The 25680-nt window shown below is 71.2% G+C and carries 20 protein-coding genes; 12 read left to right on the forward strand and 8 right to left on the reverse strand.

What is annotated here, in order from left to right:
* Positions 1–21: 21 nt before the first annotated feature.
* From IIE03_RS13095 to IIE03_RS13115, 5 genes are all read right to left on the reverse strand, one after another.
* Positions 22–1221, reverse strand: coding sequence for an ABC transporter substrate-binding protein (locus tag IIE03_RS13095; protein ID WP_318842965.1), 1200 nt, complete (start codon positions 1219–1221; stop codon positions 22–24).
* A 225-nt stretch (positions 1222–1446) separates the two neighbouring features.
* On the reverse strand, positions 1447–2478 hold the full coding sequence (locus IIE03_RS13100; RefSeq protein ID WP_192863209.1) for a LacI family DNA-binding transcriptional regulator: 1032 nt from the start codon (positions 2476–2478) through the stop codon (positions 1447–1449).
* Between the two features lie 231 nt (positions 2479–2709).
* A complete protein-coding gene (locus tag IIE03_RS13105; protein ID WP_192863210.1) occupies positions 2710–3267 on the reverse strand; it encodes a hypothetical protein in 558 nt (185 codons plus the stop codon).
* Between the two features lie 886 nt (positions 3268–4153).
* Entirely contained in the window at positions 4154–5215 is a 1062-nt protein-coding gene (locus IIE03_RS13110) for a LacI family DNA-binding transcriptional regulator (protein WP_192863211.1), read from the reverse strand.
* A gap of 47 nt (positions 5216–5262) precedes the next feature.
* Entirely contained in the window at positions 5263–5466 is a 204-nt protein-coding gene (locus IIE03_RS13115) for a hypothetical protein (RefSeq protein WP_192863212.1), read from the reverse strand.
* Between the two features lie 175 nt (positions 5467–5641).
* Between IIE03_RS13115 and IIE03_RS13120 the strand changes: the two genes are divergently transcribed.
* The 7 genes from IIE03_RS13120 (at position 5642) to IIE03_RS13150 (ending at position 12351) form a co-directional block, all read left to right on the forward strand.
* A complete protein-coding gene (locus IIE03_RS13120) occupies positions 5642–6544 on the forward strand; it encodes a LysR family transcriptional regulator (protein ID WP_192863213.1) in 903 nt (300 codons plus the stop codon).
* Positions 6545–6672: 128 nt separating this feature from the next.
* A complete protein-coding gene (locus IIE03_RS13125) occupies positions 6673–7506 on the forward strand; it encodes an MBL fold metallo-hydrolase (RefSeq protein WP_192863214.1) in 834 nt (277 codons plus the stop codon).
* A complete protein-coding gene (locus IIE03_RS13130; protein WP_192863215.1) occupies positions 7503–8810 on the forward strand; it encodes an ABC transporter substrate-binding protein in 1308 nt (435 codons plus the stop codon). Before IIE03_RS13125 ends, IIE03_RS13130 begins: the two co-directional genes overlap by 4 nt.
* Positions 8807–9754 carry a carbohydrate ABC transporter permease gene (locus tag IIE03_RS13135; protein WP_225997707.1) on the forward strand — a complete coding sequence of 316 codons (948 nt, stop codon included), beginning with the start codon at positions 8807–8809 and terminating at the stop codon, positions 9752–9754. Before IIE03_RS13130 ends, IIE03_RS13135 begins: the two co-directional genes overlap by 4 nt.
* Positions 9747–10601, forward strand: a complete 855-nt coding sequence (locus IIE03_RS13140) for a carbohydrate ABC transporter permease (protein ID WP_192863216.1) — start codon at positions 9747–9749, stop codon at positions 10599–10601. Before IIE03_RS13135 ends, IIE03_RS13140 begins: the two co-directional genes overlap by 8 nt.
* Complete coding sequence (locus tag IIE03_RS13145) at positions 10598–11674, forward strand: ABC transporter ATP-binding protein (RefSeq protein ID WP_192863217.1); 1077 nt, start codon at positions 10598–10600, stop codon at positions 11672–11674. The genes IIE03_RS13140 and IIE03_RS13145 overlap by 4 nt, the downstream gene beginning before the upstream one ends.
* 44 nt (positions 11675–11718) lie before the next feature.
* Positions 11719–12351 carry an HAD family hydrolase gene (locus tag IIE03_RS13150; RefSeq protein ID WP_192863218.1) on the forward strand — a complete coding sequence of 211 codons (633 nt, stop codon included), beginning with the start codon at positions 11719–11721 and terminating at the stop codon, positions 12349–12351.
* A 181-nt stretch (positions 12352–12532) separates the two neighbouring features.
* Here the strand turns inward: IIE03_RS13150 and IIE03_RS13155 are convergent, their stop codons facing one another.
* The gene (locus IIE03_RS13155; RefSeq protein ID WP_192863219.1) at positions 12533–14020 is read right to left on the reverse strand and encodes an MFS transporter; all 1488 of its coding nucleotides are present in this window, start codon (positions 14018–14020) and stop codon (positions 12533–12535) included.
* A gap of 108 nt (positions 14021–14128) precedes the next feature.
* Here IIE03_RS13155 and IIE03_RS13160 point away from each other — a divergent pair, with 108 nt between their 5' ends.
* From IIE03_RS13160 to IIE03_RS13170, 3 genes are all read left to right on the forward strand, one after another.
* Positions 14129–14578: a MarR family winged helix-turn-helix transcriptional regulator gene (locus IIE03_RS13160; RefSeq protein WP_192863220.1), complete on the forward strand. Its 450-nt coding sequence runs from the start codon at positions 14129–14131 to the stop codon at positions 14576–14578.
* A gap of 226 nt (positions 14579–14804) precedes the next feature.
* On the forward strand, positions 14805–15788 hold the full coding sequence (locus IIE03_RS13165; protein WP_225997708.1) for a HAMP domain-containing sensor histidine kinase: 984 nt from the start codon (positions 14805–14807) through the stop codon (positions 15786–15788).
* Positions 15785–16432 (forward strand): response regulator, encoded by a 648-nt coding sequence (locus tag IIE03_RS13170; RefSeq protein ID WP_192863221.1) that lies wholly within the window; start codon positions 15785–15787, stop codon positions 16430–16432. The genes IIE03_RS13165 and IIE03_RS13170 overlap by 4 nt, the downstream gene beginning before the upstream one ends.
* 245 nt (positions 16433–16677) lie before the next feature.
* Here the strand turns inward: IIE03_RS13170 and IIE03_RS13175 are convergent, their stop codons facing one another.
* Together IIE03_RS13175 and IIE03_RS13180 are read right to left on the reverse strand one after the other, a co-directional pair.
* On the reverse strand, positions 16678–18054 hold the full coding sequence (locus IIE03_RS13175) for an MFS transporter (protein ID WP_318842966.1): 1377 nt from the start codon (positions 18052–18054) through the stop codon (positions 16678–16680).
* Positions 18055–18137: 83 nt separating this feature from the next.
* Positions 18138–23735: a Spy0128 family protein gene (locus IIE03_RS13180; protein ID WP_192863222.1), complete on the reverse strand. Its 5598-nt coding sequence runs from the start codon at positions 23733–23735 to the stop codon at positions 18138–18140.
* Positions 23736–24007: 272 nt separating this feature from the next.
* Between IIE03_RS13180 and IIE03_RS13185 the strand changes: the two genes are divergently transcribed.
* Both IIE03_RS13185 and IIE03_RS13190 read left to right on the forward strand, forming a co-directional pair.
* A complete protein-coding gene (locus IIE03_RS13185; RefSeq protein ID WP_192863223.1) occupies positions 24008–25105 on the forward strand; it encodes a DUF418 domain-containing protein in 1098 nt (365 codons plus the stop codon).
* 86 nt (positions 25106–25191) lie between these two features.
* A complete protein-coding gene (locus IIE03_RS13190; protein WP_192863224.1) occupies positions 25192–25677 on the forward strand; it encodes a hypothetical protein in 486 nt (161 codons plus the stop codon).
* Positions 25678–25680 lie beyond the last annotated feature (3 nt).

Consider the following 25680-nt stretch of genomic DNA (forward strand, 5'->3'; position numbering starts at 1 on the left):
GAGCGGCCCCCACCACGACCGTCACTGACCGGTCTGGAAGGCCTTGCCCTCGTCGTAGAAGGCCTGCAGGTCGGTGAGATAGCCGTCGGCGTCCTGGTTGCCGTTCGACATCGCCTGCATGTTCTCCTGGATGAAGTCCAGGAATCCGGGCACGGGATAGTCGGGATAGAAGGAGAACTCGTCGCCGGCGACTAGTTCGTCGAACCGGGCCGTGAAGTCACGGATCAGCGGGTCGTCGATGGTGTCGGTGTCGCCCGCCAGCGGGAGCCCGCCCTTCGAGCCGATGAGGTTCTGGACCTCCGGGCTCAGGGTCGTCTCGATCCAGTCGTAGGCCAGTTCCTTGTTCCGGGCGTTGGCCGGCACCCCCCAGAGGTGCCCTGAGGAGCCCATGGTCAGGTTCGCGCCGGGCATCGTGAAGTAGCCCCACTCGAAGCCCGAGTCGTTGGCGATGCGGTCGAACTCGCCGTTGTTCCAGATGAGCATCGCGGCGTCGCCCTGGAGGAAGTTGACGGTCGCCTGCTCGAAGTTCAGGCCGGCGAGGTCCTCTCCGACATAGCCCTTCTCGATCCACTCCTGGAACCTCTCGGTACCCGAGCGCCACGGCTCGGCGTCGAAGTCGACGTCGCCGGAGAGGAACATGAAGTCGTCGATCTGCTGCCGACTCGCCTCGGCGGACACCAGGGAGTACCAGACCCACATCTGGTTGAAGCCCTGGCTCGTGGACGCCGAGCTCGAGATCGGCGTGTAGCCCGCCTCGAGGATCGCGTCCATGTCAGCTTCGAGCTCGGTCACGCTCGTGGGGAGTTCGTCGATCCCGACCCCGCGGAAGATCTCCTTGTTGTAGTAGAGCATCACGTACTCCCCGATGTTCGGGACTCCGTACCACTCGCCCGAGCCGGCGTTGCCGTTCTCGTCGTAGCGAGCGAACGACGCCATGGAGCCGGTGACCTTCTCGTCCCAGCCGAACTGTTCGACCTGCTCGGTCAGCGGGTCCAGCAGCCCTTGAGCGGCTAGCTGACCGCCGTCGGCGTTGCCCTTGTTGAACTCGACGACGTCGGGGACGTCGGCGCCGGACAGTGTGATCTTCGCGTTCTGCCGCATGGCGTCGAAGCTCGTCGTCTGGAGATCGACGGTGACGCCGGGGTGCTCCTCCTCGAAGATCTCCACCGCCCGGGCCCACCCCTGACCCTGCGCGGACCGGGGGTTCTCGTACTGGAGCACTGTGAGCGTGTCACCACTGCCCGCGGAGCTCCCGGTCTGCCCACAGGCGGTAAGTGCGACGGTGAGGCCGAGTGTGAGGCCGATGGCCCCGGTGAGTGCCGAGGCGGTTCGGCGTCGTGATCGTCGTGGTCGTAGGAGTCGGGGGGAATGCATGGGTCAGCCTCCTTGCTGGTGTTCTCTGACATCTGGCGGGTGGAAGACGCCGGCCGGTGGGCCGGCGGGGAATCAGGCGCGGTCGCGCGGTGGGGCGACGGACTCTCTCTCGACGAGTCCGCAGGGAATGCGTTCGACCGTGGTGGGCTCGTCCGCCCCACCACGGATACGTGAGATCGCGCGGCGTGCCGCCCAGGCACCCATCTCGTAGTGGGGCAGCTGCACGGTCGTCAGCCCGGGCAGCGTCGCATCGGCGACGAACTGCTGGTTGTCGAAGCCCACCACCGACAGATCGGCGGGAATGCGGATGCCCAGTGTCGCGGCGACCTGGAACACCGCCAGGGCGATCTGGTCGGAGAAGCAGAACAGGGCGGTCGGCCGATCGGCGCTGGTGAGCACCTCCCGCACCGCCGGGATCGCGGCACGGGTCGACGGCTCGGGCACGCTGTGCACGAGTGCGGGGTCGGTGCCCACGCCGGCGTCACGCAGGGCGTCCTCGTAACCCTCGCGCCGCATGGCCGCGGCCACGTACGTGTCGCCCTCCACGGTCAGCATCCCGACGCGACGATGCCCGGCGGCCAGAAGACGCTCCGTGGCGGTGCGACCGCCCCCGCGCTCGTCGGGCACGACTCCGTCCGCCCTCGCGGGGTCGTCCGGCCAGCCGTCCAGGACGACCGTCGGAAGGTGGCGGGGCGTTGCCGGTACCGAGACCTCGCGATGGAAGTCGGCCGCGATGATGAGCGCTTCGACGTCGCGCTGCAGGAACGACTGCGTCGCCGGACCGTCCATGGCCCGGTTCCCGTCGGTGTCGATGACCATGAGCAGGAAGTCCAGCTCCCACGCCGCCCGCTGAGCACCGGCGAGCATGTGACCGCCGAAAGGCACCGTGGCGACCCGGTCCGCCAGGAGTCCCAGGGTGTGGGACTTCTTCGTCTTCAGACCTCGTGCCAGGACATTGGGCACGTAGCCCAGTTCCTCCGCCCGCGCGCGGACCTGATCGGCGATCTCGCGACGAACCCGGCCCCGGTCCCGGTCGTTGAGCACGAGCGAGACGGTCGACACCGACACGCCGAGTTCGTCGGCGATGTCCCGCATGGTCAGCATGACGTCTCCCTCGTCGTCCTCACGTCGTCGACGTCCAACGATTGACGTCAACCGATTGATGTGGACGCTAGAAGCGTCAAACGGGTTGACGCAAAGGTTGTCGTGTGAGCTGGGTCACATGCTGCCCCGAGCCAGGCCGTCCGGCCGCTGTGGACGCCGTCGCGCGACATGACGCGCCCGGTCCGTGCTGTGAGCGACGCGGGAGGGCGTGCGGCGCCGGATCGGGTGGCGTCAGTCCGCGTCCATGTCGAGGTCCGTGTCGTCGGGCCGGTCGTGGCGTGGAGGGGAGATGTCGGCTTCCCAGCCGTCGTCGCCCGACCAGACCGCGTCGTCGGCTCCTTCGGTGTCGTCCGTGATGGCCGGGGCTTCGGGTGCTACGCGGGAGCCGAGGACGACCTCGGGAACGAGGATCGTCAGTCGTGACCGCTGACGAAGCCGGCCGGGCCCCGCTACCTTCGTGCCTGCGAAGAGGTCCAGTTCGACCGGTCCGGGGCCGAGCCGCGGGTGGCGGGTGTGCGCGGGGAATCGCACGTGTATGTAGTGGTCGTTGCTCGCGTGTTTCGCGACCACGGTGCGTACGACGGCGCCGTCGTGGACGCGGCGCTTCTCGACGGCTCGTCCGTGCAGGGTGAGCGTTGGCCTGGCAAGCGCCGCCCGCAGGTTGCGTACGCTCCACAGGGCGGCGTCGCGGGTCCCGACGACGAGGCCGCCGATCACGATGAACGCGCACAGGGCGGCGGGGATCAGGGGGATCAGGATGAAGGCGCCACCGTCGAGTGCTGCGGTCACCCAGGCCATCGCGCCGAAGAGTCCTGTGCCGAAGATCCAGGGAGCGTACGCGCCTGCTTGCCCGCTGCGTCGGGAACGTTGCGGGTCTATTCGCTGCTCGACGTCCCACGACTCGTGCTGCACGGGATCACCCGACCGAGTCGCGGAGATCGCGCTTCAGAGGGCCTCCGACGCCTGGAGGTGAGATCGACGGCGCAGGTCCGAACGGGCAGGCCGAAGTAGGGCCGAGGCAGGCCGCCGCTGTGACGGGACCGGACCTGTGTGGTGACTCCGAGGTGGGCACGCGCCCATCATCGTGGGCGAAGGTGAACGCCAGGCGTCGGGACGCGGGGCGCCGCGCCGTCAGGTGAGCCCGGCGAGAAGGAGGTCGAGTCCTGGCGCCGGCGTGAGCATGCGCGAGGAGGCCGGCGCCGCCCTGGTCGAACCCCCAAGAGGCGTACGGGCGTTCGACGTCAACGATTCACCCCTGGGTTCACCCTCGCTCCCGTGGCGACTCGGGTGAATGGGGTTCACTATCGAGTTGTGGGGGCACACCTGCGATGGCTGGCAGATCTGCTCGTCGAACGCGGGCAGGACGAGGCGCCCGGGCAACTGGACGCATGGGACAGGGGAGAGAGGTGTCCGCAGCGCGCGGCGCGCGCGACGGCGAGGAGTCCTGACATCGGGAAGCCTCGCCCGACGGGGGCGGGCGAGGCTCCGGCGTCCGCGTCCCGGAGCGGGGACGCGGCGCCAGGCGGAGAAGAAGGCTCGACGCCGGATCCGCGCCACGGCGGGCGCGGCGGCCCGCCCGTGCCGGAGGGGGTGGGGTCACGGGCGAAGCCGCGCAACATACACAGCTGCGGCTGCGTCCCGGACCGTGACGTGAGGCTGGAGTGGTGACACCCGCCTATGGGAGGTCGGCCTGGCGGCCGGGGCGGGCCGTCGTCGTCGAACGGCGGATCACGAGTTCCGTGGGCAGGACGACGGCCTCGGGCGCCTGCCCTGCCAGCCGCGCGACGAGCGTGGTGACCGCGGCGCGGCCCTTCGCCGCGACGTCCTGCCGGACGGTCGTGAGCGGCGGGTTCAGCGCGGCGGCGAGTTCGGTGTCGTCGAACCCGACCACGGAGACGTCGTCGGGCACCCTCAGGCCTCGGGCGGCCGCGGTGGTCAGCACGCCGTGCGCGAAGACGTCGGAGAAGCACAGGACGGCGGTCACGCCCTGGTCCAGCAGGTCGGCGGCGACCTCGGCCGCGACGGACCGGGGCGCCAGCGGTGCCAGCCGGGTCACGACCTCGGCGTCCGCGGCATCCAGGACCTCGCGCCAGCCGGCCATCCGTTCGGACTCCGGGTACTCGACCGACATCGTGGAGAGGTCGTCGGCGGCGCCGGGTTTCTCGGCGTCCTGCAGGGCGAGGATCCCGACGCGCCGGTGGCCGAGGTCGACCAGGTGCTGTGCGGCAGCACGGGCACCGCCGCGATCGTCGATGTTGACCGGCGGGATCCCGGGGCGCGGGTTCTCGTCGATGGTGACCATCGGGATCCCGCGTTGCTGCAGCTCCGCGAGGCCGGAGGTCTCGGCGTTGCACGAGTACACGATGGCGGCGTCGATGGCGACGTCCCGCGCGGGAAAGAACTTCTCGTCGAGCTGGGGCGTCAGCAGGGTGACCGCCATGCCGTGGGCGGACAACTCGTCGGCGACGGCCGACAGCAGCTCGAGGTCCGACGACCCGTCCGTCGCGAACGCCTCGCCGACCCGGCCGTTGATCAGCATGCCCACCGATCCGGTGCGCCCCCGGGCCAGCGCCCGCGCGGCCGGGTCCGGGCCGACGTAGCCGAGGTCGGCCGCCGTGTCCAGGATCTTCCGGCGCAGCTCGGACGAGAGCTGGTCCGGGCGCGAGAAGGCATTGGACACGGTCATGCGGCTCACGCCGACCTTGTCCGCGATCGACTGCAGGGTCACCTTGGCCATCAGAGACCAAGTATGACGCGAGGTATGACGCGACGAGCGAGCGGCGCTCAGGCGCACTGCGGACGTGGCTCCCGGTTCGGCTCGATCCACTCGGCCGCCCGGCGCAGGGCTCCGGCGGCCTTCGAGCGGGCGGCGTCGGAGCGGCGTCGAGGCCTGCGCTCGGGGACGACAGGGGCGCCCGGGCGGGCGCTGCCGACGTGCCGGCGCACGGCGTCGACGGCCAGGTGCGACATGACGGGCTCGTGGCTCATGGCGGTGGCTTCCCCTCGGTGCCGTGGTGTCGGTGGCTGTCCCGACGTTCTTCTGTACCGCTACAGTACGGCGATTGACTGTACCGGTCAAGAGAGATTGTCTCGGGCCCTGCAAGACTTCTCGTCACCCGGACGTCTCCTGGCGTTCAGGGCGGTGCGCTTGCATGGCAGCGCCATGGAGTTGCGCCAGCTGGAGATCTTTCGTGCCATCGCCGAAGAACTGCACTTCGGGCGGGCCGCGCAGCGTCTGTTCCTGGCACAGGCGTCCGTGAGCCAGCAGCTCCAGCGGTTGGAGGCGCACGTGGGGGTGCGGCTCGTGGACCGCAGTTCGCGCTCGGTGCGTCTGACGCCGGCGGGCAAGGTGTTCCTCGTCGAGGCCGAACGTGTCCTGTCGGCCGCCGACCGTGCGGTGGACCGGGCTCGCCAGGTCGCTGCCGGGCGCTCCGGGGCACTGCGCATCGCCACCAACTACCCGGCGAGTCGTCTCCTGCTGCTCCCTCTGCTGGAGGACCTGCGGGCGCAGGAGCCGGGCCTGACCACGATGCTCCGCGAGATGAGTTCGCCGGATCAGCTGCGCGCGCTGCGCCGGGGCGATCTCGACCTCGCGCTCGTCTACGGGCCGGTCGCGGTGCCGGGCGTCGCCAGCAGTCATCTCCTGGACGTCCCCGTGGTCGCGGTCGTGCGTCCGGGGCATCCGCTGGCCGAGCGCGACCGTCTGCGGTTCGACGAACTGCTCGGGTACCACGCCATGACCGGCTACGAGGGCGGCAGCCGGGTCATCGAGGACGCCGTCGTGGCCACCGCGGCGGTGCACGGCACGCGGCTGCCGCGGTCGCCGAGCACCACCGACCTGTCAGGCTATCTCCTGGAGCTCGAGACCAGTGACGCGATCGGGTTCTGTTCGTTGCCGCGCGCCGAGCAGAACCGCGCCAACGGCATGCGCGTGCTCCGGCTGGTCCCCGCGGAGCCGGTCCTACCGATCCATGTCGCCTGGAACGAGTCCGCCGACGAACCTCTGGTGAACAGAGTGGTGGCGCAGCTCGTGCGTCTGGCGGAGACGGTGCGCGAGGTGGCGTAGTGCCCGCGCGCATCGATCGTTCCAGCCGATCGGTCGATAGCGAACCGGCCGTTGATGCGGCGCGGAGGCGCCGCCGAGCATGGGTGCCGAGCGGCGCCGAGAAGGGCGCCTCCGGACGAGAGCGCCCCATGGATCTGCACCCCCTCGGCATCATGGCCGGCATGCCCGACGGCGGCCGCGCGAGCAGCGGCTACCTCGTGCGCGACGGTGGCGTCACCCTGCAACTCGACGCGGGCCCGGGCACGGCGCTGCGCATCGGCGCCGTGAGCCCAGGCCGGCTGCCGGACGCGGTGGCGATCACCCACCTGCACTCCGACCACGTGTACGACTTGCTGCCGCTGGGCAAGCTGGTGCTGCGTGGCCGCCTGCGCCGCGCCGACGAGAGCGCGGAGCTGGAGATCGACGAGTCGGTGCCACGGACCCCGCTGTTCGTGCCGCGGGGCGGGGCGGACGTGCTGGGTGCGCTGGCCGCGCTGTTCCCGGTGACGACGCATCCGCTGCTCGATCGCGCGTTCGAGCTCGCGTTCGCGGTCCACGAGTACGAGCCCGGCGAGACGGTCGACGTCGGACACCTCACGCTCCGGTTCGAGCTGCTGCGCCATGCGGCGCCGAACTGCGGGATCCGTGTGGGGTCGCCGCAGGCGGATCTCGTCTACACGGGCGACACCGGCGTCACCGACGCGCTGCCCGCCCTGGCCGAAGGCGCGGGAGTGCTGCTGAGCGAGTGCACGCTGCGCGAGAGCGACCGCAGCGGACACGGGCACCTGAGTTCTCGGGAGGCCGGGCGCGCGGCGTCGGACGCCGGCGTCGGGGAACTCGTCCTGACCCATTTCACCTCCGCCGACCCGCTCGAGCTCGAGTGGCACCGCGAACGCGCGGCGAGCGAGTTCGGCGGACCGGTCCGGATCGCCGATCCAGGCCATCGCATCCCGGTCACCCCGACCCGAAAGGTCTCCGCATGAACCGCCTCCTCCGCGCGGGCGTCGCCACGCTCGCGGCCGGCGCACTGCTCGGCCTGACCGCCTGTTCGACGTCGTCCGACGCGTCCGACGCCGAGACCGGCACGACGACCATCACGTTCAGCTCGTACAACTACGGCACCCAGGGCGCGGCGGGTGAGGGCACCCAGAAGCTGCTGGACCGGTTCGCGCAGCTGCATCCCGAGATCACCGTGCGACCGCAGGCCGTCGCCACGGCCGACGTGCTGACCAAGACGAAGGCGTCCGTCGCCGCGGGGTCGCCGCCCGACGTGGTGCAGATGGGCTACAGCAAGCTCGCCGAGTCGTTCGACACCCTGCCGGTGCAGCCCCTGGAATCCATCGCCGGCGACGAATGGGAGTCCTCGGTCGAGGGCATCGACGAGGCGTTCCTCACCACCGGCACGTCCGACGGCGAGGTGCGCGCACTGCCCTACACCGTCTCCGTGCCGACGCTGTTCTACAACGCCGATCTCTTCCGCGACGCGGGCCTGGACCCCGATGACCCGCCGGCCACGATCGACGAGGTGCGCTCCGCGGCGGAGGCGATCGTCGAGGCCGGCCACCATGGCGTCTACTTCGGCATCGTCGACTCGGCCAAGTCCGACTACGTCACCCAGTCGGTGATCAACTCGGCCGGAGGCTCGCTCGTGACCGCCGACGGCGGGGTCGGCCTCGACTCGCCGGAGGCCGTCGCGGGCCTGGCGGCCGTGCAGGGGCTGACGGCGGACGGACTGCAGCCCGCCGTTGGCATCGAGGACGCCCTGGCCGACTTCGCGAACGGCAACATGGGCATGTTCGTGGTCAGCACGGCGGCCTCCGGGCAGCTGGCGGCCGCCGCCGAGGGCGCGTTCGAGCTGCGCAGCGGGGGATTCCCGGCGTTCGGCACGGGTGACGCCCGCCCGACCTTCTCCGGCGCGGGCCTGGTCGTGCTGAGCGAGGACCCCGCGAAGCAGGCCGCGGCGTGGGAGTTCGTCAAGTTCCTCACCAGCAAGGAGGGATACACGATCATCACCGAGGACATCGGGTACCTGCCGCTGCGCGCCGACATCGTGGACGACCCGGAGTACCTCGGCGACTACTTCGCGGAGCACGACCTCCTGGTCCCGCCGCTGGAGCAGCTCGACACGGTGAGCCCGTACCAGTCGTTCGACGGACCGCGCGCCAATCAGGCCGTCGTGCTGCTGCAGGACGACGCGATCGAGCCGATCGTGCTCCGCGACGCCGACGTGCGCACCACGCTCGCCGACACGGCGGACCGGCTCCGGGAACTGGTCGGCGCCGAATGACCGCCGCCACGACCACCCGGTGGGGCACCTCCATGCGGGGTGCCCCACCGCGGCGCGGCGGCAGCACACGCCGCGGCCGTGGTGGGAAGCCGGGTGGCTGGGCCTACCTCACACCGCTGCTCGCCGCCCTGGGCGTGTGGATCTACGGCCCGGCGCTGATCACCCTCGTGCTCAGCTTCACCGAGTGGAGCCTCACGGACACGCCGACATGGGCGGGACCGGACAACTTCCGGACGCTGCTCGCCGACGGCGACTTCCTGCGCTCGGCCGGCCAGACGGTCCTCTACGCGCTCGCCCTGCTGCCGTTCGCCACCTTCGTGCCGCTCGTCGTGGCCACCATGCTCTGGATGCGGCCGGGGCGCGCGGCGGTCGCCTACCGTTCGCTGCTCTTCCTGCCGGTCATGGTCGCCCCGGTCTCGGTGGCCGTGGCGTGGCGCTTCCTGCTCGACCCGCTCAACGGCCTGCTCGCGATCGGACTGCGGGCGGTGGGCCTGCCACCGGTCGACCTGCTCGGAGACCCCTCCACCGCCCTCGTCACCATCGTGCTCGTCACGGCCGCGCGCGTCACGGCGTTCAACATGCTGCTCTACGGCGCCGCCCTGTCCGGCCTGGACCGGCGCCTGCTGGAGGCCGCGCGCCTGGAGCGGGCGACCGCCTGGGAGACCCTCCGGTTCGTGGTACTGCCGCAACTCGTGCGGCCGACCGTCGTCCTCGCGCTGCTCAGCCTCGTCCTCGCCGGCCAGTGGACGTTCACCAACGTGGCGGTACTCACCCAGGGCGGACCCGACAACGCCACCGACTCCGTGTACTACCGCATCTACACCCTCGGCTTCGGGTTCTTCCAGATCGGACCGGCCTCGGCCGCCGCGATGCTCGTGCTCGCCGCCCTCGCCGTGGTGGGCACGGCCGCTGTGCTCGCCCGGAGGGGACGCCGGTATGAGTGAGCCGGCCGAGAACTCCACCCTGGGCCGCCGCCACCGGGTCCGTCTCGCCGTCGCAGGCTGGCACCTCACCCTGGGCACGCTGTGCGCCCTGACGGCGTTCCCCCTCCTCTGGGCGGTACTCACCTCCCTCAAGCCGGCGAACGAGGTGTTCACCACCACCCCCCTGAGCGCGCATCCCACCCTGGACAACTACGCCGACGTCCTCACCCGGTGGCCGGCCGGTGAACTGATCGGCCGCACCGCGGTGATGGCCACCGGAGTCGCCGTCGGACAGCTCGTGATCGCTGTGCTCGCGGCCTTCGCCCTCGCCTACTTCCGCCCCGGCGCCCGCCCGCTCGTGCTCGGGCTCACGACGGTCTCGCTCGCCATCCCGCCGCAGGCGCTCATCGTGCCGCAGTTCCTGCTCACCGCCCGGCTCGGCTGGCTCGACACCGAGGCGGGACTCATCGTGCCGCAGCTCGGCTCCTCGGCGCTGGCGGTGCTCGTCCTGCTGCAGCACGTGGAGGCGCTACCACCCTCACTCATCGCGGCCGCCCGCCTCGAGGGCGCCCGCCCGGCGGAACTCCTGTGGCACGTCGTGCTGCCCGGGCTGCGCCCCGCCGTCGCCGCGCTCGGCGTGCTCGTGTTCATCACCACCTGGAACGAGTACCTCTGGCCGCTGCTCGTCACCCCCGACGCACTGCACACCACCGTGCAGGTCGGACTGGCCCAGTTCGAGACCGCCGAGGGCATCAACTACGGCGGCCTGCTGGCCGCCGCCACCCTGACGAGCCTGCCCATCGTCCTGGTCTATCTCGCCGCCTCGCGCCGGATCACCGACGCCTTCCTCACCTCGGGACTACGATGACCGCCCTCCTGCCCTCGGCGTCCAGGCCCTCCGACCGGACGCCGGCGCCGCCGCACGTCGAGCTCGCCGGCGTCACCCGAACCTTCGGGACCACACTTGCGCTCGCAGGCGTCGACCTCGCGGTACCGGCCGGTTCACTCACCGTGATCGTCGGCCCCTCGGGCTGCGGCAAGTCGACCATCCTGCGCATGATCGCGGGCCTCGACGCCCCCGACAGCGGGACGCTGCGTATCGCCGGCGACGACGTGACCGCCCGCGCCGCCGGCGAACGCGACGTGGCCATGGTGTTCCAGGACTACGCGCTGTTCCCGCACATGACCGTCGAGGGCAACATCTCCTTCGGCCTGCGCCTGCAGGCACGGCATCACCGCCGCTCGGGACCGGGCAGGGACGAGATCCGCGCCCGGGTCGGCGAGGTCTGTGCCCTCCTCGGTCTCGACAACCTGCTGCACAGACGCCCGGCCCAGCTCAGCGGCGGGCAACGCCAGCGCGTCGCGCTCGCGCGCGCGATCGTGCGACGGCCCGCCCTGCTGCTGCTCGACGAGCCCTTGTCCGCGCTCGACCCTCAGCTGCGCGCCTCCGCCCGTGCCGAAATCAGGCGCCTGCATCGCGAGCTCGGCACCACCCTCGTCCTCGTCACGCACGACCAGCACGAGGCGTTGTCGATGGCGACACACCTGATCGTCATGGACCAGGGCACCGTGGCCCAGAGCGGCAACCCCGGCGAGCTCTACCGGCACCCGTGCAACGAACTCGTCGCCACGTTTCTCGGCACGCCACGCATGAACCTGCACGACCGCGACGGCGTCCGGATCGGCTGGCGCCCCGCCGACGGGCGATCGGCCACGCACCGCGACGGCGTCCCGCCGGGCGCGTTCCTCGTCGACGGCGTCGTCGAGTCGTGCGAGTTCACCGGCGACGGGCAGCACGCGCGCTGCGCCGGGCCCGACGGCACTTTCGTCCTCGTGCAGCGCGAAGGCGAGTCCTGGCTCGAACCAGGAGACACCGCGCGCGTCACGGTCCCCGCCGCGCGCCTGCACCGGTTCGGGCCCGACGGGCGGCGCCTGCCATGAGCGGCCACGACACGACGGGCCCCGAAACCGGCACGGTCCCCGCCATGGGACCCGTCAGCGTCCTGTGGTGCGACTTCGGTGGTGTCCTCACACCACCCGTGACCGACGCCGCCGCCCGGGTCGCCGCGGCGAGCGGCGTCCCGTGGCCCGAACTCGCCCGGGCCGCCGACCGCGTGGCGGGCGAACTCGGCCTGCGGGGCCGCCTGGCCCCGCTCGAACTCGGAATCCTCTCCCAGCGCGAGTGGGCCGGCCGCCTGACCACCCACCTGACGACCGTTCCGCGCGCCGACCTGGGCCGCTGGGACGAACTCTGGTACGCCGACCGGCCGCTGGACCGGGCCGTCGTCGCCGAACTGTGCCGCCTCAGCAGCCGCGGCATCCGCATCGGGCTCCTGACCAACAGCGTCGCCGAGTGGGAACCGCACCGCACCCGCATGCTCACCGGTATCGACGTCTTCGACGCCGTCGTCCGCTCCCACGAGATCGGGCTGGCCAAGCCCGACCCCGCGATCTACCGCCACGCCGACACGATCCTCCCGGCGCCCGCGCACACCCGCACGATGCTCGTCGACGACGACCGGGACAACTGCACCGCCGCGGTCGGACACGGCTGGCTCGCACTCCGGCATCGCACGGCGGTCACGACCGTCACGAGGCTGCGGGACCTCGTTCCATGACGCGGCAGGGAACCGGCGCCGGAAGGCCGTGATCGAAGCGAGCCTTCACCTCGACCGACGGTCGGACGAACCGCTCGGCGTCCTTGACCGCGGTGAGTTCGATCGTGGAGATGGTGCCGCCTCTCGGCGTAACTTCCGCCGTCGTCACCCGACCCTGCCTCCAGGCTGCTGACGGGACCGGTCAGGCGTCGGCGGTCGCCATCGTCCTCGTGTGCTCGGCCGTCTCGTCCGGCTCGGCCGGGATCTCCAGGGGGCGGGGCCTGCGGGGGATGAGGAGGGTGAGGGCGACGGCGACGAGTGCCGCGGCGGCTCCGACGACGAAACAGGTCTGGAACGCGTCGGGCGACGGGACGGCGGTCCCGCCGCCGACGGGGGTGATCGTCCGGCTGGTCAGAACGATCGCCATGACGGCTCCGGCGGTGGTGCTGCCCATCGAGCGCATGAGGGTGTTGACGCCGACGCCGGAGGAGGCCTCGTCGCGGGGAACGTTCTGCATGATGAGGCTCGGCATCGCGGCGTAGCCGATGCCGACGCCGGCCGACGCGATGCAGATCGCGAGCGTGAGCTTCCACGGCGCATCCATCATGAACACGGCCACGATGTAGCCGGCGGCGAGCACCGTGCCGCCGATCGCGAGGGTGATCCGCCCGCCCAGGCGGGTGAGCAGAGCCGAGGAGACGGGGGAGAACAGCAGCATCATGACGCCGGCGGGGGCCATCCACAGGCCCGTCTGCATGATCGACTGCCCGAGCCCGAAGCCGGTCCGTTCCGGCAACTGCAGCAGTTGCGGCACGACGATGGACTGCGCCATCATCCCGAACCCCATCGCGAGGGCGGCGAGGTTGGTGAACAGCACCGGAAGCCGCGCGGTCGTCCGCAGGTCGACCAGGGGGTCGTCGTGGCGGATCTCGTAGTGCCCCCAGATCAGCAGCACGAGGGCACCGCCGAGGATCGCGCCCAGCGTGCCGGGGTGGCTCCATCCCCAGTCGTTGCCCTTCGTGACACCGACCAGGACGCCCACCAGGCCGACGGCGAGACCGATCGCCCCGAGCCGGTCGAGACGCGCCGGGTGCTCGCTCTTCCGGTGCGGTAGCACCGTCGCCGACAGCGCGACGACGATCACGGCGAGGACGGCCGACAGCCAGAACAGCACGCTCCAGTGGAAGCTCTCCACGATCCAGGCCGCCAGCGGCAGGCCGAGCGCGCCGCCGACGCCGAGCGTCGCGCTGACCGCGGACAGCGCGGTATTCGTCATCGTGGGCGGGGTCACTTCCCGGACCATGCTGATCGCGACCGGGATGTACCCCATGGCCATTCCCTGCAGCACCCGCCCGGCCACGACGAGCAGGAAGTGATCCGAGACCGCGCACAGCACGGATCCCGCCAGCAGCACGACGCCGGAGACGACCATGACCGGCTTCTTGCCGTGGATGTCGGCCAGCCGGCCGGCCACCGGCATCGCCACCGAGCCTCCGAGCAGCGTGGCCGTCACCACCCACGACGCGTTGCTCGCGCTCGTGCTCAGCAGCGTCGGCAGTTCGGCCTGGATCGGGATCACCAGTGACTGCATCAGCGCCGCGCACAGGCTGGAGAAGCCCAGCACGATCACGACCAGCAGCGGGTGGGACACCGGGGCATCGGTGGTGCGACGGGGCGGGGTTCCAGCCATCATCGACGTCCTCTCACCCGGACGAGCCGGGTATGTAAGTTACACAAGCTAGAGTATATGTAGAATACACAGCGGGTGGGATCGCGACAACCAGGAGGCGACAGGACGATGGCCGCATCGCGAGCGGAACGGACGGGAGACGACGCCCGGAAGCTCGCGGGCATGTTCGCCGAGCTCGACCGGCACCGGCGTACGCTCGGTCAGCGAGCCAGCCTGGGTACCGCGGACATGAGGCTGTTGTGGCTGCTCGGTGACGGCGAGCCCCGCACGCTGCGGCAGATCGCCGAGCGGCTCGGCCTGGAGCAGTCGACCGCGAACCGTCAGGTCAACGCCGCCCTCGCCGCGGGGTTGCTCACCCGGGAGCGCGACAGCCCCGCGACGCCGTACCGGTTCACCGCGACCCCCCGCGGCACCGGCGAGTTCGAGCGCAACCTCGATGCGACCCTCGGCACCTACCGGCGCACGCTGGACGCGCTCGGCCCGGACCGTGAGCAGTTCCTCCACCTGTTGCGGCGTTTCCTGGACGCCTGCGACGACGTCATCGACGTCGCGCCGTGATCCGTCGTCGAGCGCCGCGCGCACCACGGTGAGCGCGCGGCCCGGTACGTCGTACGCACCCCACGGGGACGTCGAGGACGCCGTCGGGCCTGGCGCGACGGACGAGCGCCCCGGCGGCCGGGAGAGTCGCGAGATCCATGCACCATGATTTCCCGGCTGAGATGGTGGCGGACAATGGGGTCTGTCCCTCATCTCTTGCGCGTGATGATCTGAGAGGCTGGATGGCATGCGGAGGATCTCGATGCCGCTGTTCTGGCGTGTCTGCCTGATCAACGGCGCGGTGTTCCTGCTGGGGACGCTCGCCCTCGCCCTGTCGCCGGCCACGGTCTCGGCGCAGCCGCTGTTGTCCGAACTGGTCGTGCTCCTGCTCGGGCTGACCGTGATCGTGCTCCTCAACGGCGCCCTGCTGCGCACGGTGCTCCGCCCGCTCGACCGGCTCACCGCCGTGACCGGCCAGATCGATCTGCGGCACCCCGGGCTGCGCCTGGACGAGGACGGTTCGGGCCCGGCGCGTCCTCTGGTCCGCGGGTTCAACGCGATGCTGGAACGGCTGGAGCTGGAACGCTCGACGAGCACCGCCCGCGCACTCCGGGCGCAGGAGGCGGAGCGGCAGCGCATCGCCCAGGAACTGCACGACGAGGTGGGGCAGAGCCTGACGGCGGTCCTGCTCGGTCTTCGGCACGCCATGGACAGCGCCCCGGAGCCGGTACGCGCCGAGCTCGACGAACTGCGGGGCACGACCCGCGCGAGCCTGGAGGAGGTGCGCCGCATCGCTCAGCGCCTGCGGCCCGGCGACCTGACGGATCTGGGTCTGATCAGCGCGCTCGCCGGCCTCGCCCGCGCGACGTCGGCGCGCAACGGGCCCCGTGTCCGACGCCGGTTGCCCACCTCGGTACCGGACCTGCCCTCCGCGACCGAGCTGGTGATCTACCGTGTCGCGCAGGAGGCGCTGACCAACGTGGTGCGCCACGCGCGGGCCGAGAGCGTCGACCTCGGTCTCACCCTCTCCGACGGACGCCTGGTGCTGCGGGTCGTGGACGACGGCGTCGGCATTCCCCGGGGTGCGATGGGCGCCGGGATCCAGGGAATGCTGGAGCGCGCCCGGATGGTCGGCGGTGTGCTGGACGTGCGTGCCCGCGAGGACCGTCGCGGCGGCTCGGGTACGGAGGTGCGGCTCAGCCTTCCTCTGCCGCGGAGGGCCGAACCGTGACGGTGCGCGTTCTCCTGGCCGACGATCACACGCTCGTGCGCAGTGGTGTGCGCCGGATCCTGGAGGCCGAGCCCGGCCTGGAGGTCGTGGCGGAGGCGTCCGACGGAGCCGAGGCGGTCGAGCTCACCCGCTCGGTGCGCCCGGACCTGGCCGTGCTCGATGTCTCGATGCCGCGGCTGACCGGGCTCCAGGCGGCGCGGGAGATCTCCCGTCGCGTCCCGGGCGTGCGCACGCTGATCCTGTCGATGCACGACAACGAGCAGTACTTCTTCGCCGCACTCAAAGCGGGCGCCAGCGGGTACGTGCTCAAGTCGGCCGCGGACGAGGATCTGGTGGAGGCCTGCCACGCCGCCATGCGCGGCGAACCGTTCCTGTACGCCGGGGTGACCAGCACGCTCGTGGGCGACTTCCTCGAGCGGATGCGCCGGGGGGACAGCGCGCCCCGTGCCGTGCTGACGCCGCGTGAGGAGGAGGTCATCAAGCTCATCGCGGAGGGCCACACCTCCCGTCAGATCGCCGCCGAACTCGTGATCAGCCACAAGACGGTGGAACGTCACCGCGCCAACATCCTGACCAAGCTCGGGATGCGGGACCGGACCGAGATGACCCGGTACGCGATCCGGGCCGGGCTCGTGGAACCGTGACGGCCCGATGAGCGCCGACGGCTTCCCGCTCCTCGCCGCGATCCTCGCGGTCGCCGCCCTCATCGGCCTGCTCGCGAACCACCTGCGTCAACCGCCGATCGTGGCCTTCATCGACGTGGGGATCCCGACGTCGTGGTCGAGCCGTGCGCCTCGGGAACCGACGTCCTGTTCGGCCACCTCGCCGACCAGGCCGATGACTCCGGGGAGCCGGGGCGCGCCTGAGGAGGGCCGGGACCGAGGCGGGTTCACGCCGCCTCGGTGACCGTGCTGGTCGACCGGTCGCCTCGGCTCGGGTCGCGGATCCCCAGCATGCTGACGACTCCGCCCGCGACGAGCAGCGCCGCGGTCACGAGCAGCGCGCGGTGGAAGGTGAGCACGTCCAGCACGCCGCCGGTGACGACGCCTGCGAGCGCGATGACCACCAGGCCGGCGACCCGGGAGACCGCGTTGTTCACCGCCGACGCGATGCCGGCGTCGTCGGACGGCACGGCGCCGAGGATGGCGGCGGTCAGTGGCGCGACGGTGATGGCCAGCCCGAGCCCGAACACCAGCAGACCGGGAAGGACCTGGGTCACGTAGTCGGCGTCCGAGTCGATCGAGAGCATCAGCAGGTAGCCCGCGCCGGCCACGAGCGGCCCGGCCGTCATGAACCATCGTGCGCCGTACCGGGCCGCCAGGGTGCCGAACCACGTCGACAGGGACAGCATCGCGAGGGTCGCCGGCAGCTGCGCCACGCCCGCGGCGGTGGCGCTGTACCCGGCGACCTGCTGCAGGAACAGCGTCAGGATGAACCCGCCGAACGCCAGCGCGCCGTAGACCCCCACCGTCGCCAGGTTTCCCCAGGCGAAGTTCCGTGCGGCGAACAGGTGCAGGGGCAGCATCGGATCCCGCGACCGCCGCTCCCACCACAGGAACGCCGCCAGCAGCGCCGCCCCCGCCGCGACCATCCACCACATCGCCTCGATCAGCCCGAACACGGTGGCGGCGAGCCCGACAGCGGCCAGCGTGGCTCCCGGCACGTCGATGTGCCGCCCCGTCCGGGTGTCCGACGCCGCGACGCCCCGCAGCATCGCGAGGGTCAGGACGACGACGGGCAGATTGATCCAGAACACCCAACGCCAGGAGATCAGGTCGACGAGCCCGCCGCCGATGAACGGGCCGACGATCATCGCGGTCCCGGTCCACGCCGTCCATCGCCCGATCGCTCGGCCCTGCGCCTCGCCCTCGAAGGTCGAGATGATCAGCGCGAGCGAACTCGGCACGAGCAGGGCGCCGGCCACGCCCTGCAGTGCCCGGGCGAGCACCAGCACGGGCCCGGTCGGCGCCAGCGCGCACAGGACCGACGCGAGGGCGAAGCCCCCGAGCCCGATGGCCAGCACCCGGCGGCGGCCGTACACGTCCGACAACGACCCCGCGACCAGGATGAACGAGCCGAGGGTGATGAGGTAGGCGTCCACCACCCACTGCTGCAGCGCCAGCCCGGCCGCGCCGGGGCCGCCGAGCTCATCCGCGATCGCGGGCAGCGCGACGTTGACGACCGTGCCGTCGAGGAACGACACGAACGACGCCAGGATGGCCACGACAAGAACTCGCCGCTGCCTGCCGGCGGAGATGGTGTGCACGATGCCGCTCCTCTGTGCCCGTCGCCGCCGACCGAGATGGTCGATGCCTCGCCGCCGGCCTGCACCGCCGGCGCGTGTCGTGGTCAGCGTTCCATCGCCTTCCGGAACCTCAGGAAAAGCGTACCGAGGGCGAGCAGAAGGAAGGCCATCGCGGCGGTGCCGGTGATCATCGCTCCGGTGACGGGCAGGTTCGGGTCCGTCGGCGGTGGCCCGGTGGGAGCGGGGCCGGGCTCGGTGGGAGCGGGGCCGGGCTCCGTGGGACTCGGTGTCGGTGTGGGAGTCGGTGTCGGCCCGCTCTCGTAGGCGTTGGTGAACGTGGCGGAGTCCGAGTCGCCGACGACGGCGGTCTCGGCGTCGAGCCGGCCGTCGAGGTCCTCGTCGGTGACGGTGGCCTCGACGACGAGCGTGTGGTCGTCGTACTCGATTCCCGGTAGGGGTGTCTCAGGTCGCGTCTCGGCGACCTGGAACCGATATGTGCCCTGGACGGTGAACGTGACCGGGGCGAACGCGAACGGGGCCGACCCGTCGTCGGCCGCGTCGGACGCCGTCACGGTGACCGTGGTCGGGTCGGGCAGGATCACCGCGCCGACCTCGACCGCGGTGGCCGTCTCGTCGTCGCCCGGGGTGAGCGCGAACGTGAACTCGTCGCCCTCGGCCCAGGGACGCCCGGTGAGCACCTTGGTGCCCTCGATCACCGCGGCCCCCGGGACCGTCGGCGGCTGGTAGACGTTGACGAAGTTCTCGTCGCCGTCGTACTCGACCTGTGTCGCGAGCGTGCCGGTGCCGTCGTCGGTCACGGTGATGGTGACCTCCGCCTCGGCGGCGTCGTACTGCATGTCCTCCGCGGGCGGGTCGGGGACGACCTCGCGTACGAGGTAGACGAACTCGCCGGGTTCGGTGAACTCGATGGGCCCGAAGCCGAAGGAGCCGGCCTGGTCCTCGGCGACGGTGACGGTCGTGCTCCCGGGCAGGGGCGCGCCCTCGGTGACCGCCTCGATCTCGAAGGTGAACGTCTCCCCGGGCAGCCAGTCACGACCGGTCACGGTCTTCGAGAACTCCGGCGTCGCGGTGCCGGGTCCGGCCGTGTACTCGTTCCGGAAGGTGATCTGCGGTGTCTCGCCGGCCAGGGCGGAGAAGGTGGTCTCCTCCTGCCCGTCGCTCACCGTCGTCACGATGTCCAGCTCGCCGGTCTCGGGGACGAAGGTCGGTACGAGCGTCACGGTCCATACGGTCGGGTCGTGGGTGACGCCGCCGAGGTCCCCGCCGACCTCGGACACCGTGTAGGTGTATGCCTGGTCCAGGTCGTCCTGGGTGACCACGAGGCCGCGGAGCACGTGCGTCAGCCCGGGGCCGTCGGTGTCCTGGCCGTTGGTCACCGTCATGCCGCCGGACGGGATCCCTGCGAGCACTGCCGACGCCTCATCGGCAGGGATCACGGAGAACTCGAACTCGCCGAGCGCGAGCTCGCGCCCGTCGAGCACCTTGAGCAGGTCGAGGGAGGCGAACGTGATCGAGCCGGTCCACCGGTTGGTGAAGGTGGCCGAGTCCTCGCCGTCGACCGGTGTGGCCGTGGCTTCGAGCCGGCCGTCGAGATCCTCGTCGGTGACCGTCACGTCGACGACGAACCAGTGCCGGTCCGGTGCGATGCCCGGCGGTGCCGGCAGGACCTCCTCCACGCGGAACTGGAACCTTCCCTGCTGGGTGAACGTGATCTCGTCGAAGGCGAACGGCGCCGCGTCGCCGGTGGCGTCGGTGGCGTCCACGGTGACGGTGGCCGGGTCGGGCAGTACCACTGTCCCCGCTCCGACGGCGGCCTCGGTGTCGTCCCCGCTCGGGCTGAGCCCGAAGGTGAACTCGTCGCCGTCGGTCCAGGGGCGTCCGGTGAGGACCTTGGTTCCTTCGATGTCCGCGGTCGCGGGGGCGGCATCGTACTCGTTGACGAACTCGACGTCCGAGGCGCTCAGGCCGAAGTCCGTACAGCCGCCGTCGGGGGCGTCGCCGAGGTCGGTCGCTGTCGTCCGGCACACCGCGGTGCCGACGTCGACCGCAGCCGGGTCGCCCGTGGCGGTCACGGTCAGGCGGTGGACGAACGCGGCGTCGGAGTAGGTGACACCCGGTAGGTCGCCGTCGACCTCGGTGACCACGTAGTAGTACGTGGAGCCGACGTGGTCGGGGGTGAAGGTCAGGCCAGGGGCCGTCACCTGCGAGTTGCCGGCCGTGGTCGTGACGGTCGTCTCGGGCCGTCCGTCGAAGGTCGGAGCTGGCGGCGCGTCGCCCTGGGCCCCGAGAAAGCGGAAGAGGAACGTGTGCTCGTGCTCCGGGGCGACGAGTCCGGCGTCGGGCCGGGTGAGGTCGTCCACGAGCTTCCTGGCCCCGAGAGACACGGTGGTGGCCTCGGCGGAGAAGGCGTTCGTGAAGACGGCGAGCGCGGCCTCGCCCTCGGCCTCGTCGCCCGCGTCGTCGCGCACCCTGGTCAGGGTGGGGGCCGCGGTGAGCTGCCCGGTTCCCGTGTCGGTCACCTCGACCTCCCACTCGTACTCCGCCGCGGAGTACCTGACGCCGGGAGCGCTGCCCGGCACCTCACGGATCGCGAAGGTATACGTGCCCGGGGCGTCGAACGTGCGCGATCCGAAGGATGCGCTGGGCGTCGCCGGGCCGAGCGTCACGGTCTCGCAGTCATCGGCGTCGTCGGCGGGGCAGAGCTGGACGTCGAAGGTGTCCTCTGCCAGCCAGGGGCGGCCCTCGAACACCTTCTCCACGGTGGGCCCGTCCTCGATCCTCGCGGGTTCGGGACCGTAAACGTTGACGAACTCGGCCTCGGCCGGAGTCTCCTGCGGGATGGTGACGGCGCCTGACTGAGGGTTGTCGGAAGCCGTGGAGTATCCCGGCGGCGGGTCGATCTCGGTGACGGTCCAGGCGGTGCCGTCGGGCAGGCCGAGCACGACCGCCGTCTGCTCGGCGAGCAGGGTCAGGGTGCCGCCGTCGGAGATCTCGCCCTCACGTACGGGGACCGTCGGGTCGTCCGTGTCGTACACGGCGTACGGGTACGTCCCCTCGGCGGCAGGGCCTGCCAGGTCCACCCGGAACGTGAACGCGGTGGCGGGGTCCGGGGCGAGCCCCGCCGCGGCTTCGACGCGCTTGGTGATGCTCAGGCTCCCGGGGACCGGGTACTCGAGGAAGCCGTTGTTGCCCAGCGCGGCGCGCACCGCGGTGGTGACCGCGCCGGAGTCGGCACCCCAGGTGGTGCGCCGCACCCAGTCGTCGGTCGCCGTGTGGTTGCCGGCGACGGCGAGCGTGGCGGCCCCGCCGTCCGGGTCGCCGCAGAAGGGCAGGTTGTCGTCGTCCCACTGCAGGTCGTCGCATTTGACGTGGTCCAGGTTCGCGGCCCGGCCGGAGAAGTCGGGCATCCCGGTGGGCGCCGTGATCATGCCGTCGACCACGTCGGTTCCGGGGTCCAAACCTGCCAGCTCCAGGGCGGCCTTCGTCGTCGTGAGCGGAAGGAGCTCCTTGACGACGTCGTCCGGCGAGCCCTGCTGGCGGTAGACGACGTTCTGGAACGAGAGCGTGGCGTCGTCGGCCAGGGCGTCCCACTCGGAGGCGAGGAGGGGTTGCGTGGCGCTGTCGCCGGTGTAGATCGTCGTCGGCTCGGCGAACCGGTAGAAGCGGTTGTCCTCGGCCGGGACGAACGAGGCGTGGGTCCGGGCCAGGTCCGTGCCGCCGGCGGCGGCCGCGGCGGAGTCCCAGTCGTCGGCGTAGAAGCGCACCTGGCCGTCGACGGTGTGGTCGCGGACGTACTGGGCGAGCGCGGTGCCGTCCTGCGAGCCGTCCGTGTTCAACGACAGCGGGTCGGCGAGGGCGTCGGTGACCCCCGGCTTCGGGGTGCTCGTGTAGTAGACGCTCACCGGGTGCGACATCGTCACCGACATGGTCTCGGGGTTGCCGTCCGCGTCCTCGTGGACCTGCGCGTAGCGCAGCGGCAGCAGCGCGGCGGGGATGCGGACGGTCACGAGATCGCCGACGGCGAGCTCGTCGGACCGTTTCACCGTGATGCGGATGTTCGCCAGCGGGGTCGGCGGGTGGATGCTGTTCGGCTGGTACTCGCCGGCGAACGTGTAGGTGGTGGTGTTCCCGTCCGTCGACGCCTCGTGCTGGGTGAACACCCGCGGGGTGCAGTCCCTGGGGGTCTCCGCGCCCTCGCGCACGGTGCAGAAGGTGATGCGGTCGACGTCCGTGACCTCCATGAAGGCGCCGGTCGAGTCGGTGAAGGTCACGTAGCCGGACGCCGCCGGCGACGCACCCTCGAGGTCGATCGGGTAGCTCGGCGCGGCGTCCACCATCTGCTGCGCGATCCCGGTGAAGACGTCGATGAGATCCTGCTCCGTGACAGGTGCGTAGTACTCGTCGTTGTAGCGCAGGTCGGTCGGGTCGTAGGCGGCGGCGTCACCGGTCGGGCGGGACACCTGGAAGTACTGGGTGGGGGTGGCTCCGTTGTTGGTGCCGTTGACCGCGACCGAGACGCTGCCGGACTCCGAGTAGGTCGTGAACGCACCGGCGAACCGCTGCGCCATGGGGTTCGCGGTGTCCAGCTCGTGCCGGGGATCGAGGGTCGCGACCGCCAGATCGCGGCCGTTCGTCGTCAGGGCACCCATGCCCAGGCCGACCGTGTAGACGTGGCTTCCCGCGTCGATCTCCGGGTGGGTGTCGTACACGTCGTCGATCTGGTTCTTCAGCAGCGATCCGGTCAGCGCGGCGAGGAAGCCGTTGCCGTAGAACTGGTTCTGCCCCGGAACCGTTGGCCCCTGGTTGGTGCCGCTGAGACCAGGGTTCCACCACTGCGCCTGGGCCGCGGAGAGGGTGGGCTCGCCGTCCGAGAACAGGAGGACGTTCGGGATGCGCTGGTTCTCGCCGGTCACGTCGTCCGGGTCCTGGGTCGCCAGCTGGTTCATCCCGGCGGCGAGGCCGCGGTGGATGTTCGTGCTCTGGTACGTGCCGAGGTTGCCCTCGGTGCCGCCGACCAGCAGGGTCTGGTTGCCGACGTACAGCCTCATCTGGCCGTTGTTCGTCCCGGTGAACCCGATGTCGACGTACCGGTCGCTGCCCGGGATCGTCCGGGCGGGTCCCAGGGGCTGCAGCACGCTGGACTGGGTGCCGAACTCCACCAGGGCGATCCTGTTCTCCTCGAAGTCCTCGGCGATGATCCGGATCGCCTCGTCCACGGCACGGGCCATCGCGAACGCGCGCGATCCCTGCCAGTTCCCTTGGTCGTTGCAGTACCCGTCGGCGGGGGCACCGGCCTGATCCGTGCACTGCACCATCGAGCGGGAGTTGTCCAGGATCAGCGAGACATCGATCGGAACCTGCTCCTCGCCGGTGACACGCCGGGTCGAGCCGAGGGCTGACAACGCCACCGCGAACTCGTCGTCGGCAAGATCCAGCGGAGGGCCCGGGATCGACGACGTGTCGTCGCCGAACACCGACTTGTCCGTCGCGATACGACCGGTGTTCGCCGAGGACTGGAAGTAGTCCGGGCGTGCGCTGCCGGGGTACTCCTCCCGGGTCACCGGATCGGTGACCCGGGACGTCGGCTCGACCGCGCTCGCCGCAGGGGCCGCGACAGGGGCGAGGCCGACTGCCGCCAGAACGAGCGTCAGCAGCGCGGCGGCAGGTTTCCGAGATCGCATGATGATCGCCTTTCATCCACGATGTGGTCCTTTCCCCAAGCCAGTCTGCGGGCAGTCCTCGCCGACCGCGACTTGACACCCGTCTGAAAGCCTGAGTCCCACCGCCGCGAGTGCGAGCGCGGATGTGGGTGCACGGTGGAGGCGGGCCGCCTCGATGGCAGGATCCGGTGTCGCCCCACGCCGGGCACCAGGGTTTACCCGGATGCGGCGTCGGCGGACATGGTCCCGTGGGGTGACGTGGGGTCGTGGCTTCGGCTGGTCGAATTGCCGCCATGAGTACAGCTTCTTCAACGACCGGCGCGGTTCCTTCGGTGGCCGGCACGGTCTCCACGCCGGCCGGCTCGCGACCGCGCTGGCAGTTCCTCGACGTGCTGCGCGGCTTCGCGGTCCTGGGCATCCTGCTGGTCAATTCGATCGACATCACGGAACTCGGCATGACGAGAGCGATGGAGGGCGCCGCCGTGGTGCCCGATCCCGTGCAGGATGCGCTCTACCTGACGGTGCAGACCCGGTTCGTGCCGATCTTCGTGTTCCTGTTCGGCGTCAGCCTGTGGATCGTGCTCGACGGCGCCCGCGGGCGTGCCCGGTACCCGTGGCTGGTGATGGTGCGTCGGCTGGTCGGGCTGGCAGTCCTCGGCGGGATCCTCGCACTGGTCTACCCGGGCAATGTCCTCCTGGAGTACAGCGTCCTGGGCCTGGTGGTGCTGCCGGTCGTGGCGCTCGTTCCGCGCTGGGCGACTCTCGGGGCCGGCGTCCTTCTCACGGTGGTGTCGTACGCGCTCTTCGGCGGAGGGCTTGCCGCCACTCCGGGGCTCATCCTTCTCGGGGCAGGCGCCGCGGCGTACGGCCTGCCGCGTCTCCTGGAGACCTCGACCCGGGGCGTCGCGGTCGGGTTCGCCCTCGCGGCCGTGGCGACGCTGCCGGCGCTGTGGTGGCAGCTGAGTGCGCCAGGCGATCCCCGGTTCACGACGCCGGGTGGGATCGCCGGTCTCGTGATGGCCGTGGGATACGTCACCGGCCTGGCGCTGCTGTGGCGCACGCCCGCCCGGCGGGCGATCGTGGCTGTGTTCGAGCCGCTGGGCCGCATGGCCCTGACGAACTACGTCGCCGCGGCGATCGTGATGGCGCTGGCCGCACGGGTCGTGGACTTCGGGCACATGACCACCGTGACGCCCGTCCTGCTGTTGTCCGTCGCCGTGATCGCGGCGCAGTCCGTGCTGAGCCGTCTCTGGCTCGCACGGTTCGTCTACGGCCCGGTCGAATGGGTCTGGCGGACCGCCACCTGGCTCCGCCCGGCGGCAGTACTCCGGGAGGCGCCGCGATCCCGCGCCCGACGAACCGAGGGCACGACCCGTGCGGACGCATCCTGAGCAGCTCGCCCGCGTGCGAGCGAGGCCGATGAGGGCCACATTGGAGGAGGGGTCAGGACGGGCGACAGGTGAGCCGAGGTGAGCCGGTGGGTCTGGACATCGAGCAGGACGAGAGCTTCCAGCGCCGTGAGTGGAGGTGGCAGCACGGCGGCACGGTCCTGCTCGTGCTGGTCGTCGTGGCTGCCCTGGCCGGTCTGCTCGGTGCGGGGCCGCTGAGCTGGACCGAGCGAGAGAGTGCCGACGGCGTCGTGACGGTCGCGTTCGACCGGGTCACGCACCACGAGTCCGACGACAGCATGACCCTGGCGTTCGGACCGGAGGCGGTCTCGGACGGCACCGTCACCGTCGAGCTCGCCGGGACGTGGCCCGGTGGCGTCGATCTTCAGGGCATCTCGCCCCAGCCCGTGGAGCAGAGGGCCGTGCCCGGCGGGCTCGTGCTGGTGTTCGCGGCGGACGGCGCCGACCGCGTCGAGACGAACCTGCGCTTCCGCGCTCAGGAGTACGGCCCGCTGCGCGGTGAGATCACCGTCGCCGGCCGATCGGTCTCGTTCTCGCAGTTCGTCCTGCCCTGAGGA

It is taken from the genome of Myceligenerans pegani, from assembly GCF_014892515.1.
Taxonomy (GTDB): domain Bacteria; phylum Actinomycetota; class Actinomycetes; order Actinomycetales; family Cellulomonadaceae; genus Myceligenerans; species Myceligenerans pegani.